Annotated in this window: 19 protein-coding genes; 10 read left to right on the top strand and 9 right to left on the bottom strand. The window is 48.2% G+C overall.

Features of this window, described 5'->3' with window-relative positions; all coding sequences use genetic code 11:
- Nucleotides 1–14 precede the first annotated feature (14 nt).
- The 9 genes from NGM62_RS03815 (at nucleotide 15) to NGM62_RS03775 (ending at nucleotide 14,087) form a co-directional block, all read left to right on the top strand.
- Nucleotides 15–1,217, top strand: coding sequence for a hypothetical protein (locus NGM62_RS03815; RefSeq protein WP_262245897.1), 1,203 nt, complete (start codon nucleotides 15–17; stop codon nucleotides 1,215–1,217).
- A gap of 78 nt (nucleotides 1,218–1,295) precedes the next feature.
- The gene (locus tag NGM62_RS03810) at nucleotides 1,296–2,486 is read left to right on the top strand and encodes a hypothetical protein (RefSeq protein ID WP_262245895.1); all 1,191 of its coding nucleotides are present in this window, start codon (nucleotides 1,296–1,298) and stop codon (nucleotides 2,484–2,486) included.
- A gap of 44 nt (nucleotides 2,487–2,530) precedes the next feature.
- On the top strand, nucleotides 2,531–4,525 hold the full coding sequence (locus NGM62_RS03805) for a GxGYxYP domain-containing protein (protein ID WP_262245894.1): 1,995 nt from the start codon (nucleotides 2,531–2,533) through the stop codon (nucleotides 4,523–4,525).
- Complete coding sequence (locus tag NGM62_RS03800; protein WP_262245893.1) at nucleotides 4,500–6,896, top strand: glycoside hydrolase family 2 protein; 2,397 nt, start codon at nucleotides 4,500–4,502, stop codon at nucleotides 6,894–6,896. The genes NGM62_RS03805 and NGM62_RS03800 overlap by 26 nt, the downstream gene beginning before the upstream one ends.
- Nucleotides 6,897–7,151: 255 nt before the next feature.
- Nucleotides 7,152–7,988, top strand: a complete 837-nt coding sequence (locus tag NGM62_RS03795) for a class I fructose-bisphosphate aldolase (protein ID WP_262245892.1) — start codon at nucleotides 7,152–7,154, stop codon at nucleotides 7,986–7,988.
- Nucleotides 7,989–9,134, top strand: a complete 1,146-nt coding sequence (locus NGM62_RS03790; protein ID WP_262245891.1) for a Gfo/Idh/MocA family protein — start codon at nucleotides 7,989–7,991, stop codon at nucleotides 9,132–9,134.
- On the top strand, nucleotides 9,131–9,697 hold the full coding sequence (locus NGM62_RS03785; protein WP_262245889.1) for a D-lyxose/D-mannose family sugar isomerase: 567 nt from the start codon (nucleotides 9,131–9,133) through the stop codon (nucleotides 9,695–9,697). The genes NGM62_RS03790 and NGM62_RS03785 overlap by 4 nt, the downstream gene beginning before the upstream one ends.
- Nucleotides 9,698–9,701: 4 nt before the next feature.
- A complete protein-coding gene (locus NGM62_RS03780) occupies nucleotides 9,702–10,739 on the top strand; it encodes a carbohydrate kinase family protein (protein WP_262245888.1) in 1,038 nt (345 codons plus the stop codon).
- 408 nt (nucleotides 10,740–11,147) lie between these two features.
- A complete protein-coding gene (locus NGM62_RS03775; RefSeq protein ID WP_262245886.1) occupies nucleotides 11,148–14,087 on the top strand; it encodes an FAD-binding and (Fe-S)-binding domain-containing protein in 2,940 nt (979 codons plus the stop codon).
- Between the two features lie 20 nt (nucleotides 14,088–14,107).
- Here NGM62_RS03775 and NGM62_RS03770 read toward each other — a convergent pair whose 3' ends face one another.
- The 7 genes from NGM62_RS03770 to NGM62_RS03740 all read right to left on the bottom strand — a co-directional run bounded on the left by NGM62_RS03770 (nucleotide 14,108) and on the right by NGM62_RS03740 (nucleotide 20,697).
- Nucleotides 14,108–14,509: a response regulator gene (locus tag NGM62_RS03770; RefSeq protein WP_262245885.1), complete on the bottom strand. Its 402-nt coding sequence runs from the start codon at nucleotides 14,507–14,509 to the stop codon at nucleotides 14,108–14,110.
- Nucleotides 14,510–14,519: 10 nt separating this feature from the next.
- The gene (locus NGM62_RS03765; protein WP_262245884.1) at nucleotides 14,520–16,652 is read right to left on the bottom strand and encodes a PAS domain S-box protein; all 2,133 of its coding nucleotides are present in this window, start codon (nucleotides 16,650–16,652) and stop codon (nucleotides 14,520–14,522) included.
- Nucleotides 16,653–16,988: 336 nt separating this feature from the next.
- On the bottom strand, nucleotides 16,989–18,425 hold the full coding sequence (locus NGM62_RS03760; RefSeq protein WP_262245883.1) for a Glu/Leu/Phe/Val family dehydrogenase: 1,437 nt from the start codon (nucleotides 18,423–18,425) through the stop codon (nucleotides 16,989–16,991).
- A 150-nt stretch (nucleotides 18,426–18,575) separates the two neighbouring features.
- Nucleotides 18,576–18,794 (bottom strand): CcmD family protein, encoded by a 219-nt coding sequence (locus NGM62_RS03755; RefSeq protein ID WP_262245882.1) that lies wholly within the window; start codon nucleotides 18,792–18,794, stop codon nucleotides 18,576–18,578.
- Nucleotides 18,795–18,862: 68 nt separating this feature from the next.
- Nucleotides 18,863–19,531, bottom strand: a complete 669-nt coding sequence (gene ccsA, locus NGM62_RS03750) for a cytochrome c biogenesis protein (RefSeq protein WP_262245880.1) — start codon at nucleotides 19,529–19,531, stop codon at nucleotides 18,863–18,865.
- 69 nt (nucleotides 19,532–19,600) lie between these two features.
- On the bottom strand, nucleotides 19,601–20,260 hold the full coding sequence (locus NGM62_RS03745) for a heme exporter protein CcmB (RefSeq protein ID WP_262245879.1): 660 nt from the start codon (nucleotides 20,258–20,260) through the stop codon (nucleotides 19,601–19,603).
- Nucleotides 20,261–20,310: 50 nt separating this feature from the next.
- On the bottom strand, nucleotides 20,311–20,697 hold the full coding sequence (locus NGM62_RS03740) for a hypothetical protein (RefSeq protein ID WP_262245878.1): 387 nt from the start codon (nucleotides 20,695–20,697) through the stop codon (nucleotides 20,311–20,313).
- Between the two features lie 81 nt (nucleotides 20,698–20,778).
- Between NGM62_RS03740 and gnd the strand changes: the two genes are divergently transcribed.
- The gene (gene gnd / locus NGM62_RS03735; RefSeq protein ID WP_262245877.1) at nucleotides 20,779–22,233 is read left to right on the top strand and encodes a decarboxylating NADP(+)-dependent phosphogluconate dehydrogenase; all 1,455 of its coding nucleotides are present in this window, start codon (nucleotides 20,779–20,781) and stop codon (nucleotides 22,231–22,233) included.
- Nucleotides 22,234–22,296: 63 nt separating this feature from the next.
- On the opposite strand, the gene NGM62_RS03730 is transcribed toward gnd, so the two are convergent.
- Both NGM62_RS03730 and NGM62_RS03725 read right to left on the bottom strand, forming a co-directional pair.
- Nucleotides 22,297–22,947: a lipoprotein signal peptidase gene (locus NGM62_RS03730; RefSeq protein ID WP_262245876.1), complete on the bottom strand. Its 651-nt coding sequence runs from the start codon at nucleotides 22,945–22,947 to the stop codon at nucleotides 22,297–22,299.
- Nucleotides 22,948–22,974: 27 nt separating this feature from the next.
- Entirely contained in the window at nucleotides 22,975–23,361 is a 387-nt protein-coding gene (locus tag NGM62_RS03725; RefSeq protein ID WP_262245875.1) for a TraR/DksA family transcriptional regulator, read from the bottom strand.
- Nucleotides 23,362–23,363 lie beyond the last annotated feature (2 nt).

Genomic DNA, 23,363 nt, shown 5'->3' with positions numbered 1-23,363 from the left:
TCTTAGGTTGAAAGATGATACGAAGAAGATATATATATTATAAGAGCTGGGTTTTGATATTGATTGGTGGTCTTTGCACATCCTGCGAAAAAACGCAAATTGATAATAAGGCCGCGTTCAAAACCGAATCAAATGAGGCAGCGTTATCCGGATTCAACGAGTTGTTTGCCCTGTCCCATTTAAGTTTTGTCGTGCCTCAATATTATCCCCAGCACGCTTGGGTCATGCAGGGTGTTCCTCAAAATATGCCGGCAATGCCGGCTTCCAAAGCCGCAGATTTGTTGTATAACTTTGAAATAAATGGGAGACATGCTGACGTTTTTCGAGACATTCTGCCGCTGAAAACGATTGAGCCAACAGAAGGGGTTTTCCCATTTGATTCGGAATTGTTTTCGGTACTGCAAAAGTACCAGCAAAGGAATGTAGAATTGATTTTAGCATTTTCGAAGCCTTATCCATCGTGGATTGCCTCCAAAGTACAGGCGCTAGGCGGAGGTATGGCCGTAGAAATGGATGTTGTGGCAAATGTTATTTCTTACTTTCTGGCGCGTCAGCGGATATGGTATGGTCTCGATTCCACTTGGATGGCAGAAAAGCTGAAGATCGAACCTTTTAATGAATTTAATGCTGAGGTGAGTGGTGATGAATCGTACGCTGCCATTTTAGATAATGCAGTCAATTCCAAGCTGGATTACTTTGGTGTGCCCCGCAAAGAAGTACTTGCCAGTTCCATTATTTCGAGTGATGAGTGGCTTTATCTAGACTGGTGGACAAACTACTATCTAGCCGGTGGTCCGGGAACTCCCAACATTCATCTCTATCCAATGGAAAGCGAGGGCACAGACATTTCAACGATTGTAAGCCGTTGGGAAACCGTGGTGGCACGATTGCAAAATCCTACGAGCTTACCAAATCACAATCGGATAGTAATTGGCGAAATTGGTTTTCCACGTGCCGGACTGGGAGATGGTGGTGCTTCTGTGGTCCACGCAGCTTTTTTGGACACAATTTTCAATAGTATCCGTATTCAAAGTGTTGATAGGGTTGTGTATTGGCGTATTTTTAGTGATTGGCTGACTATCGATTGCACCGATGCAACCTGTGATCCAGTGACAGCTAGAGAAACAACCTTTGGATATTTGAATTTTAGGACAGATACCCCTGAATCTCAAATGATGACACGCTTTTTCCCTGTCGGGTTCTGGTGGACACATTAATAAATTCCTAAAGTTATACTGTGGGGTGTAAGGTTTGGAAAATTCTGTTTATAGTATTAAAGGCTTAACTAGTATACCATGATGAGACATACATTACTATTTATCCTGCTCGCGACGATGGTAAGCTGTGCCAAAGATGTTGGCAATGATGATACCGGTGGAGGCGAGCCAGAACCCAATACTCCAGATGTAGCATTGGTCGGTTTTAACGCATTGTTTTTACTCTCCCATTTACACCATATTGTTCCAGCCGATTATCCTTCTTATGCTTGGGTTATGGAGGGAGTGCCACAGAATATGCCATTAATGCCTGCTTCGAAAGCTGGCGATCTTCTAGCTCATTTCGAAAGAAATGATTGGCGGGCGAGTGTATTCCGTGAGATTGTCACGCTAAAAACCGTTGAACCAGTCGAGGGAGACTATCCGTTCGATCTAGCGCTTTTAGCTGTTTTACGTCAGTACGAACAACGGGACGTGGAGCTGATTTTGGCATTTTCGAAACCTTATCCTTCTTGGATTGATGCCAAGGTTCAGTCCTCGAGTGGTGGTATGTATGAAGAGCTCGGCGTAGTCGCGGATGTAATTGCGGAGTTTTTGGTTCGTCAGCATACTAAACATGGTCTGGACGAAGGTTGGATGGTTGAAAAGCTGAAAATTGAGCCATTTAATGAGTTTAATGCGGAAATAAGTGGTGAACAAAGGTATGCTGCTTTTTTTGATAACGCGGTAGCGGCAAAGCTGGACGAATATGGTGTTCCATATAAAGAGGTACTGGCGAGTTCAATAATCTCAGGTGATCAATGGCTTTATTTGGACTGGTGGACAAATTATTATGAGGCGGGTGGAAAGGGAATCCCCAATATACACCTTTACCCCATGGATACAGAGGGTGTCGATATGCATCGGATTTTGAGCCGTTGGGAAAGTGTGGTGACACGGCTACAAGATCCGGCGAGCCTGCCGAATCAAAACAGAATTGTAATCGGCGAAATCGGCTTTCCGCGCGCCGGACTTGGAGATGGAAGAGCGGCTAGTGTGCATGCGGCCTTTTTCGAGACGGTTTTTAACAGTAAAATAATTCAAAGCGTTGACCGAATTTTGTTTTGGCAGCTTTTCAGCGATTGGTTATCTATTGATTGTACAGACGCTACTTGTGATCCATTAACTGCTCGGGAAACCACATTTGGCTATCTTAATTTTAGAACGAACACTCCGGAAAGTCAAATGGCTACGCGTTTCTTTCCTTTTGGTTTTCAATGGAGTCACTAGCCCAAAGGAACGTTGTATAATTTACAAATATTTCACTCAAATATATGAAACAATCATCATGTCTCGCCTTTCTTGCTTTGTGCGCCGGATTTATTTCACAATTGACCGCCTGTCAGTTCAACGGCAATAAGGAAAGAAATAATGACAGCGAACCCCAAAATGCCGAGTTGGTAAAAGACACAGTGGTCACCTTTGATATGCAATATTTGAATAATCTTAACGTGAATAACGAAGAGGATATTCATACAATATGGGAGCACGTTCACACCGCAGCAACACTTCAGGGAATCGTAAATCGGAGCAGCCCACGCTTATACCTTTTTTATGTTGAAGTACCTGATAAGGGTATAAATGTTGACCGCTATTGGTGGGATAAATACCGGCAGCCTAGCAAATGGTTGGGTAACGCAAACGTAGACAGCGCTCTGAACATAATAGATTTGGTCACGAAGTTCAATGAGGATATTAACGGTGCGGTGGTGTATGATCCAAATGTTCCCGCAACTAGTAATCTCGCTTCATCAATCGCTGGTGCGGAAGACCTCGTTGCAGTGTGTTACAATTCCAGTCCCAATTCGTTGTACAGTAAACTAATTCTAGAAGGGCCCAAAATTCCTGTCAAAGTGAGGTTGGTCAATGAAGACGGATCTTCCATTTTCGACGGTTCTGGTCGGGGTGGAACTCCTAAAACGGACGCGTACCGCTGGTTTATTGATAATTATATGGAGACGGGGAAATGCAACCCTGAATATGGTGCTTATTACATCGACCAATATTGGAGGCGGACACCCGATGTCGCGCCCGTTAACCACCATACATTGTCCAACCATGACTTTTTTGTGAGCAAAAAAGGTTATTTCTTTGATTTGAGTCCTTGGGCTGATGAACCCGCAACCGATGATCGCGGTCAATCGCCAGGGGCTGATTTAGCACTTTTAAAAGAGATGTTAATGTTAGCCTATGAGCAGAATGGTAATGGAAGTACTTTTTCCTATATCGGTGGTTTTCCCGCGTGGCGATTTAAATATACCGTTCTTGACGGGGGACGCCACGGAGCTGTCGAAAGCGAGTGGGAGTTCATGCGCGTGATTAGTGCATATAATGCTTTTGTGGACGCTGATGCTACAGGAGGAGATAGTTTTGGGGCGCTTGCCAATGGTTCATTTTGGCAACATTATCCGCTTAAGAGTGAATATCCTCAGGAATGGGTTTCCGCTAGGGAATTGTCGAAACAAGGTTATTTGGACGAGCATGGAAAACTCAGTTTGGGCGATAAAAAGCTATTGATTTTTTACGCGGGTGACTATGACGCCTCCTCGTGGCTTTCCACTACCACCCCTTACATATGGGACGACCCAAATAGAGGAATTGTACCGATTATGTGGGCTATCAGTCCGATATTGTCCCAGCGGGTGCCAATGGCCCTTGACTATCGACGGGAAACGGCGACGCCAAACGATTATTTCGTAGCGGCGGATAACGGTGCGGGCTATCTTAATCCCGGTATGTTGCAGGCACCCCGCCCGATTTCCGGGTTGCCGGACGCAACGCAAGCGTGGGCAAATCATAATATTCCCTATTATCAGAAATGGGGCTTGAGTGTAAGTGGCTTCGTAATCGACGGCTACGCTCCTGGTCTCAACGAAAGTGGACTCAATTCATATGCAGCTTTTAGTCCGAATGGCATTGTGCGGCAAAATATTGAGAGTTATACACCCTTTTTTGAGGGCCGCGAGATTGAGAACCGCGTTCCTCGTACCTATTTGCACGGCAACGTGCCGATTTTGAGGGAGGGTGGTTACGTGAATTCGGAACCGGAGGAGGACGCGGCCGCCGTGGTAAAGATGGTAAACGAATCTCCAATTCCTTTCTTTTGGGTACGGAGTGTGCTAAAGTCGCCGACTTGGTATGGGTCGATCGTGGATGAAATAAAAAAGCGGGACCCGAATATCACGCTTGTTGATGCACCGACATTTTTTGAGCTGTACCGGATTTATCTGAAAGAAAACGAAGATGCAGCCAAAGGACAAATCAAATAAGGTTAAACTAGACTTCTATAAACTTTTGCGAAAAATGAGATTGAAACCGAGTATCATTTTATTACGTATAACGGCACTAGTTGCTTTATTTCATACGCTCCTTTTGTCTGCCGTGGCTCAACAAATTTATCCTATTTGGCAAATCGGCTACCACAATACTGAAAGCGAACAGCCGGAACATTGGCTTGAATCGACGGTTCCGGGTGCCGTTCAATTGGATGTGATGAAGGCCGAAAACTATGAACAACCTTGGTGGTATGGGAATAACGTTGCACAGTTCGATTGGATGGAGGACGTTTGGTTTACCTACAAAACCATATTTGAACGTCCAGAACTGAAGGACGGCGAACGGCTATTTTTTTTCTCGAAAGGTATTGACTACCACTTTAAGGTGGTTTTAAATGGGAAGATTATTCGGGACCAGGAGGGAATGTTTACTTATGTAGACGTTGACTTAACGGATGATTTACGGGACGTTAACGAATTGAGAGTTGTTTTGCGCCCCGTGCCCAAGCTTGGATTTGAGGTGTCTCCCGAGACCCCGGATAGTTACCGGAGAAATGCTCGGGAAAGTGTTAAACCTGCTGTCAGTTACGGTTGGGATTGGCACCCCAGATGTGTTACCCGCGGTATATGGGATGAAACATACCTCGCAGTGCGTCAACCGGTCCGCTTGAATGACGTCTCGATGACCTATGTATTAAATGATGACCTGACGCATGCGAAAGTCACTGCTGAAATCAGCGGAGTTAAATTATCCGGCAGTGCCTATGAGTGGACAATCAAGGATCCGGAAGGAAGGACGGTGCTGCAAAAGACAGGAGCGATATCATCTGACAACTTATTTATACCAGCGGATTTAGCATCACCTAAATTGTGGCAACCAAATGGCTACGGTGACCCCAATCTATATGTATCTGAATTTTTACTGCTAGACACGAATAACTGTGAACTCGAACGTCGCATAATCCGAACCGGATTCCGCCGGGTCCGATTGGTTGTGAATGAAAAATCATGGAACGACAGCTGGGGGTTCCCAGCAACCAGCGCTATGCCGCCTGCTTCACTAGAAGTTAACAATCGACGGATTTTTGGCAAAGGCAGCAACTGGGTTCACCCCGAGGTTTTTATCGGGACCATTACCCCGGAGCGCTACCGCGAACAACTTGTTCTCGCAAAAAATGCAAATTTCAATCTATTACGTGTGTGGGGCGGAGGAATCGTAAATAAGGAGGCATTTTACGATATATGTGATGAACTCGGTCTGTTGGTCTGGCAGGATTTTCCATTGGCAAACAATGTGTATACAGATAAGCCGAGTTATCTAAAGGTACTTAAACAGGAAGCTGCATCGATTGTTAACCGGCTCAAAAAGCATGCTTGCCTCGCCTTATGGTCAGGCGGTAATGAATTATATTGGGGCGGCATGACCGAGCAATCTCTCCCTTTCCGCCTATTAAACAGTGTGTGCTACCAATTAGATCCGAACACTCCGTTTATCAATACGTCACCTTTCTACGGCGTCGGGCATGGGCATTATCTTTTTTACGATAAAGAAAGTGGAAGAGAGGTGTTTCAGTGGATGACTGAAGCGCGCATGACGGCGTATACTGAGTTTGGAGTTCCCAGTATTTCTAACCTAGAAGTGCTGAAAAGCTTTATTCCAAGCGATGAACTTTTTCCTCCTAAAGAGGGTACGACCTGGAGTGTACATCATGGATTTGGCGCGTGGCGTAATAGCAGTTGGACGGAAATGGCGACATTTCGAAAATATTTTGGTGATCCGCACACTGTAACGGAATTGGTTCAATACAGCCAACTATTACAAGGTGAGGGCTTGAAGTTCATTTATGAAGAAGCTCGTCGGCAGAAACCTTATTGTAGTATGGCGCTCAATTGGTGTTTTCAGGAGCCATGGCCGACTGCCGCAAACAACAGCATTGTAAATTGGCCTAATGAACCAAAACCCGCTTTCAAGGATGTAACGGATGCTTGTCGTCCGATTTTAGCCAGCGCCAGGGTACGGAAGTTTGTGTGGAAAGAGAATGAAGACTTTGAGTTTGACCTATTCTTATTGAACGATTCGTATAACCAAGTGGAAAAGCTCGAGATTGCTGTCACTTTGGAATACGATAATCAAGAAATGGAACTACTTACATGGGACTGCCCGGGGGCCGAACCCTTTACGAACGCTCAGGGACCAACGATGCATTTTAGCGTGCCGCATTTGAAATCAAATTTGTTTACTCTTTGGGTGAAAGTGGCAGGTCATCCCGAATATGATTCAGCATATCAACTATTATATAAAGGTGAGGATGTGAGCAAGGTCCTTCCGGACGGTACTTTCGCACAGGGCGGGGAAACTAATTAAGCCAATATGAATTGATAAAGGTGAAGAGAGGGCGGCCAGGTGCTATTTTTTGCGAAAGGTCTATCAAGGATTAATGTAACCATCTCACAGAGGACCGCTACGAAAAAAAACAAATCCCACCACGAAATAAATGCGACTTGTATATACAAGTTGATTTGATTTATTATATTTGTAACCTCATGATTAATTAAAGACAGAATTAATTGGGTTAACAGTAGAGTGATTCACCCCTGAAAAAAGGGCAAATTATATTAAATGAAAAATTACAGATTAAACAGACTTTTTAACAGTAAATCAGGCAACTGTTTCGATGTTGCCATAGATCACGGATTCTTTAACGAATATCCATTTTTAAACGGAATAGAAAATATAAAGAAGGCCGTCGATGTATTGGTAGATGCAGCTCCGGATGCCATACAACTTACCATCGGGCAGGCACATTACCTGCAGTCCATTCCGGGCCGCGAAAAGCCGTCGCTGGTATTGCGCACGGATGTAGCCAACGTATACGGTAAGCAATTACCACGTACCTTATTCAGCCGTATGATCGAAAATCCCGTAGAGCAGGCCATCCGTTTGGATGCCGTGTGCGTAGTGGTAAACCTGTTCAGCATTCCAGATGAACCGGAGGTAACCGACCAATGCATCCAAAATATATTGAAGATTAAGCCGGAGACGGAACGTTACGGTATCCCATTAATGGTAGAGCCGCTGGTATTCCGTCCGAATAACGAGGCTGGCGGGTATATGGTGAATGGCGATTCCGGGAAAATTATTCCGTTGGTAAGGCAGGGCGTGGAGTTGGGTGCAGACATCATCAAAGCCGACCCAACCGATAACGTGAATGATTACCACCGTGTGGTGGAAATTGCCGGAGATATCCCCGTATTGGTGCGAGGAGGTGGCAAAGCAACGGATGAGGAAATCCTGCAACGAACGTATGGCTTGATGCAGCAGGGTGTGAAAGGCATCGTTTACGGACGGAATGTTATCCAGCATGCCAACCCGAGTGGGATGACACGTGCGCTGATGGCCATCGTGCATGAGGGTGCTAAACCAGAAGAAGTAATCGGATTGTTAAAAAAACAGTAAATGAAAACAGTAAATATCGGTATCATAGGCGGGGGATTGATGGGGCGCGAGGCTGCCAGCGCGTTCGGGCGATGGTTTGCCCTCAAGGATTTTCCCGTGCGGGCGCGGTTGACCGCGGTGTGTGATTTGGACGAGACGGTTTTATCGTGGTATAAGCAGATAGACAGCGTTGCACTGCTGACAACAGATTACCAAGAGCTGATTAACAGCGACCAGGTAGACATGGTGTATATTGCTGTTCCGCACAACCTGCATCTCCATATGTATCTCGATATCCTGCGGGCGGGCAAAGACCTATTGGGTGAGAAGCCTTTTGGTATTGATCAGGAGGCCGCCGAGGCGATTGCAGCAGAGGCGGCCAAATTGGGGCGCTTTGTACGTTGCAGCTCTGAAATGCCTTTTCTTCCCGGTCCGCAGCGGGTGATCAGCGAAGTGCAGTCGGGGCGGCTGGGACGGATATTCGAAGTCCGATCCGGGTTTCTCCATGCAAGCGATATGAATGCCCAGAAGCCCATCAACTGGAAGCGCCAATCGCAATATTGCGGTGAAATAGGGGTAATGGGTGATTTGGGTATGCATGCACTGCATGTGCCGCTGCGGTTGGGATGGCGGCCGTCGAAGGTGTTTGCCCAGCTGCAGAAAATTATTACCGAACGACCCGATGGTAAGGGTGGCGTTGCTGAATGCGATACATGGAATAATGCAATACTGAACACGCAGGTCGAAATCGGAGGCGAGCAGGTGCCCATGCAGTTGGAAATGAAGCGGCTGGCGCCGGGAGAAACAAACACGTGGTACATCGAGATTTACGGAACGGAAGGCGGCGTACGCTACAGTACAAAAGATACCAAGGCTTTCTGGCAGTTTACCAATGGGCCCGAACAATGGTGGAAGCGCACCGATCTCGGGTTTCAGATGCCCTTTGAGACCATCACAGGCGGTATTTTTGAAGCGGGTTTTCCCGACTGTTTCATGCAGATGATCGCCGCGTACGTTGCTGAGCGTGAGGGGCTGTTAAATGGGAAATTTGGCTGTGCAACACCGGAAGAAGCGGTGGATAGCCACCGGGTTTTCAAAGCGGCCCTGCGCTCGCAGGAAACTGGCGCATTTGTGGATGTTCCTTATACAAATACGTTGGCGATATGAAAAGATCGGAAATAAATTACGCGGTGCGATCGGCGATCAATTTTTTTGAACGCAATGGTTGGGTATTGCCACCTAACCCAGCATGGGATGTGACGGATTTCGGATTAGGAAACTTCCGAAAGGAAGGGTTGGTGTTAGTGAACTTAGCTGCCGAACCCGAATATTGTGAGAAGTTGATGTACGCCTGGCGTGATCAGACCACGCCGGCACACTATCATAAGCAAAAGAAAGAAGATATCATTTGCCGGGCGGGGCAACTCGCCGTGATATTGTGGGCAGAAGACCCTGGCGCTGTAACTCAGGAGTTCATCACCGTGAAAGTCAACGGAGAAAACCGTACCGTTAAAAGCGGAGAACCGACTACGATCCATGCTGGCGAACGTATCACGATCACGCCGTTGTTATGGCACGCGTTTTACCCGATTTCTGCCGAATGTGTCATCGGCGAGGTATCCACGGCCAACGACGACGAAAACGATAATTTCTTTTGGGATAACGAAATAGGCCGATTCCCCGAAATCATAGAAGATGAACCACCATTGGTTAAATTATTAAGCGAATAGGGGTATGTTTAAGAACGATAGGAACCGATCGGGACTACTGGTGGCAGGCAATTGGATACTGGACCAAGTGAAATTAATCGATAAATTTCCCGAGGAACAATCGCTTGTTAATATTCTGCATGAGTATACAAGCAACGGTGGGTCGGCTTACAATATCTTGATGGATTTGACCAAACTCGGCGCTCCCTTTTCATTGGAGGCCATTGGCCTGGTTGGTAATGACTTTAACGGTGTGCGGATAGTTGACCATTGCCGGGAAGCGGGCATAGATGTACGGCAGTTGCAGATGACACCGGATATGCCGACCTCCTATACCATCGTCACTTCGGTAAAGAATACCGGAAAACGGACATTCTTTCACCACCGCGGAGCCAATTCGCTGTTGGATACCGAGCATTTTGATTTTAAGGTTTCCGATGCGAAGATTTTCCATCTGGGTTACCTGCTGCTGCTTGACCGCTTGGATGAAATCCAGGATGATCGGCGGACGAAAGCATCTTATGTGCTGGAGGATGCTAAGAAGGCCGGGTTTATTACCTCCGTTGATTTGGTAAGTGAAGACTCGGATCGGTTTGCAACCATTATCCCTTGCTCGTTGCCGCATGTCGATTACCTCTTTCTCAATGAGTATGAAGCGTGCCGGCTCTCGGGGGTCGACCTAATCAATGTGGCGGGCCCGACAGAAATGACCGAACGGTGTAATGAGGCTTTTGAAATTGTTTTCGAAATGGGTGTGAACGAGTGGATTATTATCCACCATCCGGATGGGGCGTGGGCCGGACACCGCGATGGCCGACGTATTTTTCACCCCAGTCTACTGCTTCCGCAGGATAAAATCGTCGGGGCAAATGGTGCGGGCGACGCATTGGCTGCGGGTGTGCTGCTTGGGGTACATGAAGACTGGGGTATGGAAGCGTGCCTCGATCTGGGTGTTTGTGCCGCAGCCGCAAGCCTCTCGCACGCGACGTGCTCGGACGGCCTTGTACCTTATGAGGAATGCCTGGCGCTGTCGAAAATATACAGTTACCGAAGTTATTCTTAAATTTGGGGGTTAGAAAGCCAAAGGGGCTTGAAGAAGCGTGGGGATGGTGCGATTGCGGTAAGTGGCCAGCGGGCGCACCTTTTTTATACGAGGGGATGTTGGCGGCCATGATTTCAAAAACTTTGAACCGAAGCTGGAGGTGATGACCTTTACGGGGTCAAACGCCAGAATCTATTTCCATGCGCAATTTCAGGCAAAAGGGTTTTCGACAATCGGTCACAAGGTGCAGGTGAATACGGTGTCTGTGACAGATAAACAATGGTATACGTAGCATATCATTGTGAACGGTAATCAGGTTTATATGCTGATAAATGGAAAACTCATCCTGGAATATAACGAACGGGACACAAAGATGGTAAAAATAGGAATAACAATAATCGATGACTAAATGATACTTATATTTACCGCGTGAACAGGAATGGAAATACGATAACACAGGGCCTGGGACAGTTAGCCAACAGGCTGGCAGGCCGGCTTTATTACAACGATACCGCTGAACATCGCGCATTGATCCGTGCGTATGCCACCGATGCGTCTGTATATCAGGAGTTGCCGATAGCAGTTGCCATACCTCATAATAAGGTAGATTTGCAAACGCTTATAGCGTTTGCTGCCACCTATGGCGTTACGCTGATTCCCCGTACTGCAGGCACGTCCTTGGCGGGCCAAGTCGTGGGCCGGGGTATTGTGGTAGACGTGTCCAAATACTTCAATGAAATATTGGAGGTTAACGTAGCGGAGCGATGGGTACGTGTGCAGCCGGGTGTGATCCGCGATGACCTCAACGCATACCTAAAACCTTACGGGTTGATGTTTGGCCCCGAGACATCTACCGCGAGCCGGGCCATGGTGGGTGGCATGGTGGGCAACAACTCCTGCGGACTACACTCTATCGTATGGGGCGATACCCGTAGCCATTTGCTTGAAGCAATGGTATTGCTCGACGATGGCTCGGAAGTGATTTTTGAGGCACAGGACGATGCGACCTTGTTTAATAAACTGACGCTAGCAACCCGCGAAGGTGATATCTACCGCCGGATGAATGATTTGCTGGCAGACGCGAAAAATCGCGAAGCTATAAAAAAAGGATATCCCAAGCCCACGCTTACCCGGCGCAATACGGGCTACGCCCTGGATATGATGCTTGATGCCGAGCAGCCCTTTAACTTCTGCAAGCTGCTTGCCGGGTCGGAGGGTACCCTGGGCATCCTTACGGAGGCAAAGCTGAACCTGCTCCCGTTACCACCCCCTGAGGTGGGCTTGCTTTGTGTACATTGCACCACCCTCATCGAATCGTTGCACGCCAACATCGTGGCACTGCGCCACCATCCTGAAGCCTCTGAATTGGTAGATAAGTACATCATGGACTTTACCAAAGGGCACCCGACCTACCAATACAACAGGTTCTTCATCGAGGGCGACCCGGCAGCAATGCTGATGGTTGAATTCAGGGGCGATACGCTTGACGAGGTGGAACGCAAAGCTGGCGCATTGAAGGCCGAGCTGGAGGCTGCGGGGTTGGGCTATGCCCACCCATTGATTACCGGCCCCAAAACCAACCTGGTGTGGGACGTGCGTAAGGCGGGCCTCGGGCTCATCCGGAACCTGCCCGGCGATACGCAACCCGTAAACCTCATCGAAGATTGTGCTGTGCCACCAGAAGACCTGCCTGCTTACATCGAAGACCTTCAACGTATCCTCAGCCACCATGGGCTGGACGCTTCATACTACGCCCATGCGGGGGCCGGCGAGTTACATGTGGAGCCGCTGATCAATTTGAAAACCGACGAAGGGAAACGGGTTTTCCGAGCGGTACTGGCAGATACTACCCAGCTGGTGAAAAAATATAACGGCTCCTTGAGCGGTGAACATGGCGATGGGCGGCTCCGCGGCGAGTTTATCGGCGCAGTATTGGGCGAGACCGTATACGGGCTGCTCCGCGAAGTGAAAGCCATCTTCGACCCTAAAGGTGTATTTAACGCCGGCAAGATCGTGGATACACCGCCGATGGACAAATTCCTGCGCTACGAGCACGATACCAGTACCGTGAAAATCGATACCATATTCGACTTCCGTAAACAGGAAAGTATTCTGCGGCTGTCGGAAAAATGCTCAGGCTCGGGCGATTGCCGCAAGACACATGTAACAGGGGGTACCATGTGCCCTTCATATATGGCCACGCGGGAGGAAAAGGATACAACACGTGCACGGGCCAATCTGCTGCGCCAGTACCTTACCGCATCGCCGAAGGCGAACCGGTTTGACCACCCGGAGATCAAAGAGGTGATGGACCTCTGCCTGAGCTGCAAAGCGTGTAAAACGGAATGTCCATCGGGCGTAGACGTAACGAAAATGAAAGCGGAATTCCTGCAGCATTACTACGATGCGAACGGCACACCATTTAGGGCGTGGGTGATTGCAAACTTTACCAAATCACAGCAGCTGGCGTCTTATGTACCTGTACTATACAACTGGGTAATAAAGAGCAGTGTGCTCTCGCCGTTGGTGAAGGGCGTGCTCGGCTTTGCCAAAGATAGGTCGCTTCCCGAAGTGGGCAAGATAACATTGCGCAAATGGATTAACCGGGAGGCGCGGCGCAAAAGCCAGTCGCATAATGGGCGGGTGGTTTACTTGTTTTGTGATGAATTTTCGGAGTATAACGATGTGGCCATCGGCCAAACGGCTTACCGGCTGCTATCTGCACTCGGGTATGACGTACGGTTGGCCGAACATTTGGAAAGTGGCCGAACCTACCTTTCGAAAGGGCTGTTGCGTAAAGCAAAGGCGATAGCCAATCGTAATATCCGGTATCTGAAAGACGTGATATCGGCAGAAACCCCACTGCTCGGTATCGAGCCGTCGGCTATCCTTACCTTCCGGGATGAATATCCAGACCTGGCCGACGAGCAGCTATTGGCCGACGCCCGCAAGTTGGCTAAAAATACACTGTTGATCGACGAGTTCCTCGCGCGCGAGATGGAAGCTGGACGGATTAGTCAATCGATGTTTGCCGACACACCGCGCAAGATAAAGCTCCATGGACATTGCTATCAGAAAGCTTTCCACTTGGTGGAGTATACTACGAAAATACTTTCGTTCCCGAAAGGGCATGAGGTGACGGTGATCCCTTCGGGTTGCTGTGGCATGGCTGGCTCCTTTGGGTATGAGAAAGAACACTATGATGTGTCCATGAAAGTGGGTGAATTGGTGCTACTGCCAACGGTAAGAGCTACGCCGCAGGAGGTGTTTATTGCTGCCCCCGGCACCAGTTGCCGCCATCAAATCAAAGATGGAGCAGAGCGGCTCGCTTACCATCCCGTGGAAATCCTGTGGCAAGCACTACGGTAATTGCTGGCTTGCACCACGTGTCAGCGTGGGAAAAATACGGCGATTTTCTCATGTTCCTTGAGGGCTGAAAGCTCTTCCCGGTTTATCGGTTTCGTCATGAAGTTGATAACCTGTTTGAAGTCCAAGGCCTTTTCCTTGTCGGCCCGATCTATCGACGACGTAACGATGACAACATGGATATCAAGATGATTCGGCATCGCCCCCAGGTGGTCCAGTACTTCCCATCCGCTCATCGTTGGCATGTTGATATCGAGGAAAAGGAGGTAGGAAATACCCTTTTTGCTCTGCCTGATAAAGGCCAACGCCTCCTGCCCGCTGGTGAAACACTTCGGTTGTGTAGTGATTCCCAGATCACGCAGCATGATATTAGCCATCAAGTTGAAAATTTCGTCGTCATCTATGACCAGTACATCTAGCTCCATGGATTTGCTGTTAGGTAAGGGTGATTTGTTCTGCCTTTTCAGTGATGTTTCTCAATATGTCGTCTAACTCGATAGCGGAGTCGTATACGGCGCGTAGCAAACGGTCTTGGTCCACATCGGGTGCAGGGCAGCTTTTGATCAGGTCGATTAATCCCATAATGCGGGCCAGCGGAGCCCTTACCATGTGTGATTGCATCCAGGCAATTTCTTGCAGCCTTTTGTTTTGGGCCTCTATGGCTTCGATGTGGTATAGCTTCTCGGTGATGTCGATTGCCAGCACAAGTTCGGCTTTTCGCCCATGGAATTGGATGATATTACTTTGGATATCCACTTGGATGATTTCCCCGTCTTTCTTGCGATGCTTGAAGGTGCCCTTGAAAAAAAGCTTGTTGGGAAGCCGTGTTCTTGCAACTGCGGCTTCTAGTTTGGGTATCTCTTCAGGTGGCCGGATGTCTATCAGCGTCATCGAAAGGAACTCCTCGTGTGTATATCCGTAATGGGTAATTGCGGCTGCATTGACATCAAGGAAGCGATACGTTTCTAGGTCATAAACCCACATGGGCTGAGGGCTAAGGTGGAAGAGATCACTGTATTTTTGCTCAGACTGCTCCACTTCTTTGAGGTGTTTTTCCAGTTCGGCATGCAATTGTTTCAATTTTAACTCGGCCTTCTTGCTTTCTGTCACATCCAAGCTGGCACCAATTAACTTTACAGGTTTCTTTTCGGCATTTGCTATTAACCGTACCCACGATCTCAGGTATCGTATTTCGTTGTTCGGCCGTATTATACGTTCTTCATATACGATGTCTTCGCCGGTTCGGTGGATTTTGTCAATCATCTGCTCCACCTGTGTTCGGTCGTCGGGGTGTACAAGTGCCAAATAATGCTTGAAACTAGGAGAATAAACGGCAGGATTGATGCCGTAAATATCGCACAGCACGGGTGACCAGGTGGTTTGGTTGTTTTCGATGTCAAATTGCCAATTGCCGAAACGGGCAAGTTCCTGCCCCTGAGCTATCATCGTCGCTGCCTCGCGTATACGGTCGGCATTTTGCCAATTTTCAATAATGATGTTAAGCAACGCACTCATGCGGTCGATGATGATCAGCTCGTCGGGATTTGGCTCTTTGACTTGTTTGTAATAGATGCCGAGCACGGCGATGACACCTCCTTTTGCATCAACGATGGGGTGCGACCAACAGGCTTTGAGACCGTGCGAAAGTGCCACATCCTTAGCGCTGGCCCATTTCGGGTCGACGGAGATGTCGCTCACGATAATTCGTTTTTTACGAAAGGCTGCCGTGCCGCACGAACCTACATCGTCACCGATGGGGAGGTCGTGGACGGACGCAATATACGACTCTGGCAGAGAAGGGGCTACCCAGCTAACCAACCGCTTGTTCCGAACCCCTAGTATCGAACAATACAGACCCCGGTAGAGAGCTTCCACGCCAAGTATATATTCAGATAGGACGGTAGATAGGGAGGTGTCCCGGCGGGCACTCTTTTCCAGAATCGTTCTTTCCAGGTTTTCCAGGTCTGTGAGGCGTTTGCTAGCGGTTATGTCTTGGGTTATTCCGTAAATGCGGATGCATGTGCCACCCACCAGATCGGGTTTGCCCACGATAGATAGCCAGCGTTCGTTGCCCTTGGCGGTAACCATGGGTAGTATGAGGCTGAATACCGTGCCATTCTCCGTAGCTTTCAGAAAGGCATCCTCGAGTGTCTTTAAGGCTGCCGGATCGGGGAAAAAGTCATTGATTCGACTAAGTGTAGGCTCATAATCATGCTGTACTTCATAGATGTCACGTAATCCGTCGGACCACGTAAATGTTTGATGGGCCATATTGACTTCCCAACTGCCTATCCGGGCTGGGCGTTGGGTTTCTTCGAAGAACTTCTCATAGTGCACGTTGTCGGTGACGTCGTTCATCGAGCGGATGATAAACTTGATTTCCCCCTGATCGTCAAGCACCGGCGTATTGACCAACTCCAAGTATTTCACATCAAGTCGCGCCGGTACGTCTCCCGTGGGGAAAGCGTATTTCTGCGGTGGTACTTTGCGGGTCTTTTTCTCACTGATCACCTCATCGAAAATATTCTGCCAGATGTTGTCGCTTTGGTATGGATTGGTGGGGAACACTTCAAAAAGCCTTTTCCAACCATGCTCTCTCTACGTGTATTGGTGATTGCCAAATAGGCGTCGCTCACGTTTACAATGGTAAAATGAGGGGCGTTGGGGAGCAATATCAAACACGGCATAGGCAGTGATTGGAACACCTCTGTATAGTGCTGTTCGCCGACCATGGATTATGTTTTTCAGTTAGTTATTCCCAATAAGCATAAAAGTAGACGTTTTATTTTGAATATCCTACAATTATTTATCCAATGCTTCCTGAAAATAACCGATAGCAACTGTCCATATACTCCGGCTACGGAATATATGGACAGGTTTAGTTATGGGGTTCTTATAAAACCGCTAGGGCCAAATACCCAAATTCTGGTAAGAAACGGCTATTTTATTGATGGCACCTACCAGCGCCGCCGTACGGAATGTATCGATGGCTTTATTGGAATTTCGGATATCCCGGATTTCATGGTAGGCACGGATCATCGTATCTTCCAAGCCCGAATTGACCAATTCGAGTTCGTCGGCGCCTTTCACGATGGTCATCCGCTCTGCGGGCGTGAGTGATTTGCCCGTCATGGTTTCAACCGTATTGATCAAATTCTGGTTGGCCATCTCTTCATATCGCTTGTCCATGCGGCCAAAAGAAACGTGTGAAAGGTTTTTCAGCCACTCGAAATAGGATACTGTTACGCCACCGGCATTGCAATACATATCGGGGATGATGATGCCCCCTTTTTTGACGAAGGCATCTGCTGCGCCAGGGGTAGTGGGGCCGTTTGCCCCCTCAGCGATGATCTTGGCCTGGATACGGCCGATATTTTCTTCGGTAAGCTGGTTTTCTAATGCAGCCGGTACGAGGATGTCGCACGGTTGCTCTAATCCCTCCGCCGGTGTCTTGAATGATTTTGTCGCTTTTCTATAACCTAATATTGATCCTGTATTTTTCCGGTGTTCGAGGATGGCATCCGGATCTAGTCCGTCAGGATTGTACAAAGCGCCGTCATACTCGCACACGCCTACGATAATAGCACCAAATTCGATGAGTACCTTGGCTGCGTTGTAACCCACATTCCCGAGTCCCTGTACGATAACCCGCTTGCCGGTAATGCCGGGTGTAAGGCCAATGGCTTTCATGTCTTCGGCAACATTGGCACATTCGCGGATAGCGATACCGACACCGCGGCCCGTTGCTACTTTCCGACCGGCAATGCCATGCAGGGATATGGGCTTGCCCGTTACACAGGCAAACGAATCCAGTTGGCCAGGGTTCATGGTGGTGTACGTATCGGCAATCCAACTCATCTCCCGTTCGCCCGTACCGTAATCAGGCGCCGGCACATCGATAGCCGGGCCGATAAAGTTTTTCTTGACCAACTCAACCGTGTACCGCCGCGTGATGGTTTCCAACTCGCCGATGGAATAATTCTTGGGATTGATGGCTATACCGCCTTTGGCCCCCCCGAAGGGTACATTGACGATAGCACATTTGTAGGTCATCAATGCGGCAAGTGCCATAACTTCATCTTCATTGACCATCTCGCTGTAACGGATACCGCCCTTGGTAGGCGACATGTGCTGGGAGTGCTCTACCCGCCAGGCATTAATGACTTCAAGGTTATCGCCCCGCCTAAAAGGGAAACTGAACCGGTAAACGCTGTTGCATACCTTAATCTGGTTCAGTAAGCCTTGGGGGTGCTTGGTGAATTGCGCCGCATGGTCGAAGAATGCGGATACGTCATTGAAAAAATGAGGTTCTTGCTCTTTCTTTGCTATTGACTTAGCCATAACAATGTTTATTTATAGAATATATTATTGGTGACTTTGTTGATTGCCCTACGCCTATCGGATGGTTTGCAACCATCGTCTTTAACCCGGATTGACTGGCATGCCGGGCCTAAGTAATGTACGGTACCTAAAGTCTGTGAGTGGAACTGGTTATCGTTTTTGGTGCTTTTCCAATCGCGACACCTTTCTATCAATGGTAAATAGATAAATAGCTAGCCCAACGAAAAGCACAACCAACACAGCTACCACTACATAAATCTTACCCGAACTACGTAAACCCGTGGCCATCTCGACCCCGTTACTTGATTGGGCAAAACTACACATTAACCCATTGATAACTAATAGCAAGAAAAGAATTGTTTTTTTCATATCGTTTTAGAATAAACGTTGTTAATTTTTGTCGTTTAATCGATTTATGATTGATATTATACCAATATTTATGAGGTGGCTGTGTGGTTTTGATATTCCATTTTGCGAAGGCGGAACCGTAATGTCATTAGCCAAATGCCGATAAGTATCCAGCCGATCGCCGCGGGGTACAATACGGCCTTCATCGACCCGTCGAGGTCAAACTCGCCAAACCCAGAATTTCCACCCGCGCCAGGATGGAGCGAATCGGTCGTTTTGGGAAGGATATACATAAGTACGATCATGATCGGGAATGCGAAGATATTGTATATGGCCGATATACGTGCCCGTTTTTGTTCTTCTTCGAGTGCGTTGCGCAGCACCAGGTAGGCGAGGTACATCAGCGTACCGATGGCCGAACCGTTCAGCTTGGGGTCATTGGGCCATGGGGCACCCCACGTGAAGTTGGCCCATAACATGCCGGTAAGCAGACCGAATATACAGAATACAATACCGACATTGATACTTTCTACTGCGATAAAATCATGGTGCGGATCGGCAGACGACAGGTATTTGACGCTGTAAACTACCGATATGGTATAGAGCGTAAACATAGTGAACCACATCGGTACGTGGAAATACACATTGCGGATGGTTTCATGTACAATAGGTAGTGCAGGCACCGGGCCTAGTAGTCCGGCGATGATGCTGTAAAGTAACAATAAAACAGCAAGGATTTTCCACCAGTATTTTTTCATTATCAACTATTAGATATGAGACATTAGATATGAGATGTCAGACTTGTCGCCAATCACCAATCCCCCCAATCAGTCCCTCCAAAGGTAAGGAAATAACAGCAAAGAAATGGCAACGGTGATGATGTTGATGGCCAAGAGTACCATTAACTCATCGTAACTGGCGCTACGTTCCAACCCATCCATAGCATTTTTAGAAACCTTGATCAGCACAAGGAGCATGGGTATGATAATGGGGAAGCTGAGGATGGCCATAAGCGTGCTGTTATTGCCCGCTTTGGCGCTTATGGCAGCCACCATGGTGAATACGGCTGCAAAGCCGACAGCTCCCAACGCAACCACCGCTAAATAGAGCGTAGGATCTCCCAGCGGGTTACGGAAAATGATGGAATAGACCAAGTATGCTATTGACGAAAGCAATAGCATGACGAGCATGTTGTAAATGACTTTTGAAAGGATGACGGCCTTGGCGCTTGCGATGGTGTAGTAGTATAGCTGGCGGTCCCGGCTTTCCTGCACGAAGCTTTTGTTGATGGCGTTGACCGATGCAAATAGCAAAATAATCCAGAACAACGCGTTCCAAGTGGTGGGGTCTACGGATTTGAATGCTTGGTAGCAGACAAACACCGTAGACACCACATACAGCAGGATACCGTTGATGGCGTACTTGGACCGCCACTCCAATACAATGTCTTTATGGATTAAAGACCGGACCGCTTTTAATGTTTGCATTGCCGCAAAGATACAACCTCCCGTGTAATCGCGGCTATGGTGGGGTTATTTTATATTTCTTCTTCGGCTTTTTGCTTTGCGGTTTTCACTGCGGCACGTGCTTTATCTACCCCGCTCTTTGCCGCCCGGTCCGCTTTTTCGATAGCAGCACGGCTTTTGCTCTTGGCTTGAGACCGCAGGCTGTCTATTTCGTCTGTTGCACGGTTCGCTATTTCAGACGCCCTACGGATACCTTCTTTGGTGGTCTTCCGGATGGACTTGCTGAGCTCCCGTATTCCATCGCCTGCGCGGTCCATTTGTTTGCGCCCTTCTTTGGTGCCCAATAGCAACCACGCTACCGTGCCGGCAGCAAGTCCTACTAAGGCATACGTTACGATACTGTTTTTTGTGTTCATCTTCATGTCCTTTTTGTTGCGCTTCTTTTTCTCTGTTCCCATGAATTAAGAACAACATTTTTGCCTTTTTGTTTTTTTACTGCTACTGAAAGTATAACTTTGGGAACTAAAAAGGAAAAGACTATGCAAGAAAAATCGGATATAGGTGTTGTCGGCCTCGCTGTTATGGGCGAAAACCTCATCCTGAACATGGAAAGTAAAGGATTCCACGTTTCGGCATACAACCGTACCGTGGATAAAGTGGAACGTTTCGTGAATGGGCGGGCCAAAGGTAAAAACATTTATGGAGCCACCTCCATCGAAGATTTGATCGGCTCATTGAAGAGCCCGCGCAAAGTGATGTTGATGGTGAAAGCGGGCAAGCCCGTTGACGACTTCATCGAGCTCTTAATCCCACATTTGGAACCCGGCGATATTATCATCGACGGTGGCAATTCCCATTTTCCTGATACGGAGCGCCGGGTGGAGTACGTGGAAAGCAAAGGGCTATTATATGTAGGCACCGGGGTGTCCGGTGGTGAAGAGGGGGCACTATTGGGGCCGTCTATCATGCCCGGGGGGTCGAAGGCAGCCTGGCCGGCCATAAAGCCGATTTTCCAGTCGATAGCCGCCAAAGTGACCGATGGTAGCCCTTGCTGCGATTGGGTAGGTGATGGTGGTGCGGGCCATTTTGTGAAAATGGTGCACAACGGCATTGAGTATGGCGATATGCAACTGATCAACGAAACCTACCAAATCATGAAGGATTTGCTCGGTATGGTGCCCGACGAGATGCACGAGGTATTCAAGGAGTGGAATGAAGGCGAATTGGATAGCTACCTGGTTGAGATTACCCGCGATATCCTGGCATTTAAAGATGAAGATGGGCTCCCGCTGGTAGATAAAATACTCGACACCGCCGGGCAGAAAGGTACCGGCAAGTGGACAGGTACGGTAGCCCTTGATCTGGGTGTGCCCCTGACACTGATTGCCGAATCGGTATTTGCGCGCTGCCTGTCGGCATTGAAAGACGAGCGTGTAGCAGCATCAAAGGTATTGCAAGGGCCGGCGCCGTTATTTGATGGCGACCGCCAAGCGTTTATCGATGACCTGCGAGATGCATTGTATGCGGCTAAGGTGATTTCTTACGCTCAAGGTTTCCAGATGATGGCGGTAGCTGCCAAAGAATATGGTTGGAACCTGAATTACGGCAGCATAGCCCTGATGTGGCGCGAAGGGTGCATTATCCGGTCGGCATTCTTAGGCAAGATCAAAGAGGCGTTTGACAAGAACCCCGGTTTGCAGAACCTCATTTTGGACGACTTCTTCAAAGATAAGCTGCATGCTGCGCAAAAAGGTTGGCGGAAGGTGGTGGCGGCGGCCATATCAAACGGTATCCCGGTGCCCTGCTTGAGTGCCGGGGTGATTTTTTATGATGGGTATCGTTGCGAACGCTTGCCCGCGAACCTGCTGCAAGCACAGCGCGATTATTTCGGAGCGCATACCTACGAGCGGCTCGATAAACCCCGCGGACAATTTTTCCATACGAACTGGACGGGTAGGGGAGGTGATACCTCGTCCACGACTTACGACGTATAGTATGAAATATGATAAATGAAAAAAGCGGCATGTGCCGCTTTTTTTATGTTGACCAATGTGGTTTTAATCTTCGATGATTTCGCTGTTGTAACTTTGGGGCTCTATTACCTCTTCTTTGAAATACCGCTTTTGGTAAATCAGAATAAGCGCTACGCCGATGGTGATGGCTGAATCGGCAATGTTGAACACCGGTCTGAAAAACAGAAAGTCTTCACCGCCCCAGATTGGGAACCACGAAGGGAAATTACCCTGTATGATGGGGAAATACAGCATGTCTACCACTTTGCCGTGAAATAGGCTGGAGTAACCGCCACCGGGGGGGAATAGTACCGCTTTTTCAAACCATGTGCTTTCACTGAAAATCAGGCCGTAAAACGTGGAGTCGATGATATTGCCCATTGCCCCGGCGAAAATAAGGGCGACATTGAGGATGAAACCCCGGTGGTATTTTTTCTTCACCATGTGATGCAAGCCATAGGCAATGCCCACCACCGCAGCGATGCGGAAGAGCGAAAGTGCCAATTTGCCGGCTTCGCCGCCGAACTCCAAGCCAAACGCCATACCATTGTTTTCGGTAAAATGGATGATGAACCAGTCGCCAAGAATCTTATATTCCTGCCCGAGTGTCATATTCAGTTTTATCCAAAACTTGGAAAGCTGGTCTACCAAGAGTACAGATCCAATCAGTATGAGGGGTTTGGTATAACCTTTCATGTTACTTAGCCAAAGTAGACTGCCCGTCTAATATTGTTTCAATTTGGCTTCCATACTCAGGGTTGTGTGCGGCACTGCACGCAGCCGTTCCTTCTGGATGAGCTTGCCGGTTTCGCGGCAGATTCCGTATGTTTTGTTTTCGATACGTACCAAAGCGGCCTCGAGATTATCAATGAATTTCTTTTGGCGGGCCGCTAATTGGTTGGTCTGCTCTTTCTCCAGCGTCGCCGACCCATCTTCCAATGTTTTGAACGTTCCTGCCGTATCGTCAGTACCATTGCCATTACTGCTATTCAGCGACTTGGTCAAGGCCGAAAGCTCTTCTTTGGCAACGCGCAGTTTGTCGAGGATGATTTCCTTGAACTCCTGCAATTCCGCATCACTATACCGTGTTTTTTCGTTGCTATTTGCCATAA

The sequence above is a fragment of the Parapedobacter soli genome, from assembly GCF_025460835.1.
GTDB lineage: Bacteria > Bacteroidota > Bacteroidia > Sphingobacteriales > Sphingobacteriaceae > Parapedobacter > Parapedobacter soli.
Note: the sequence above shows the minus strand (reverse complement) of the source record. Positions and strands in the feature narration are given on the sequence as shown.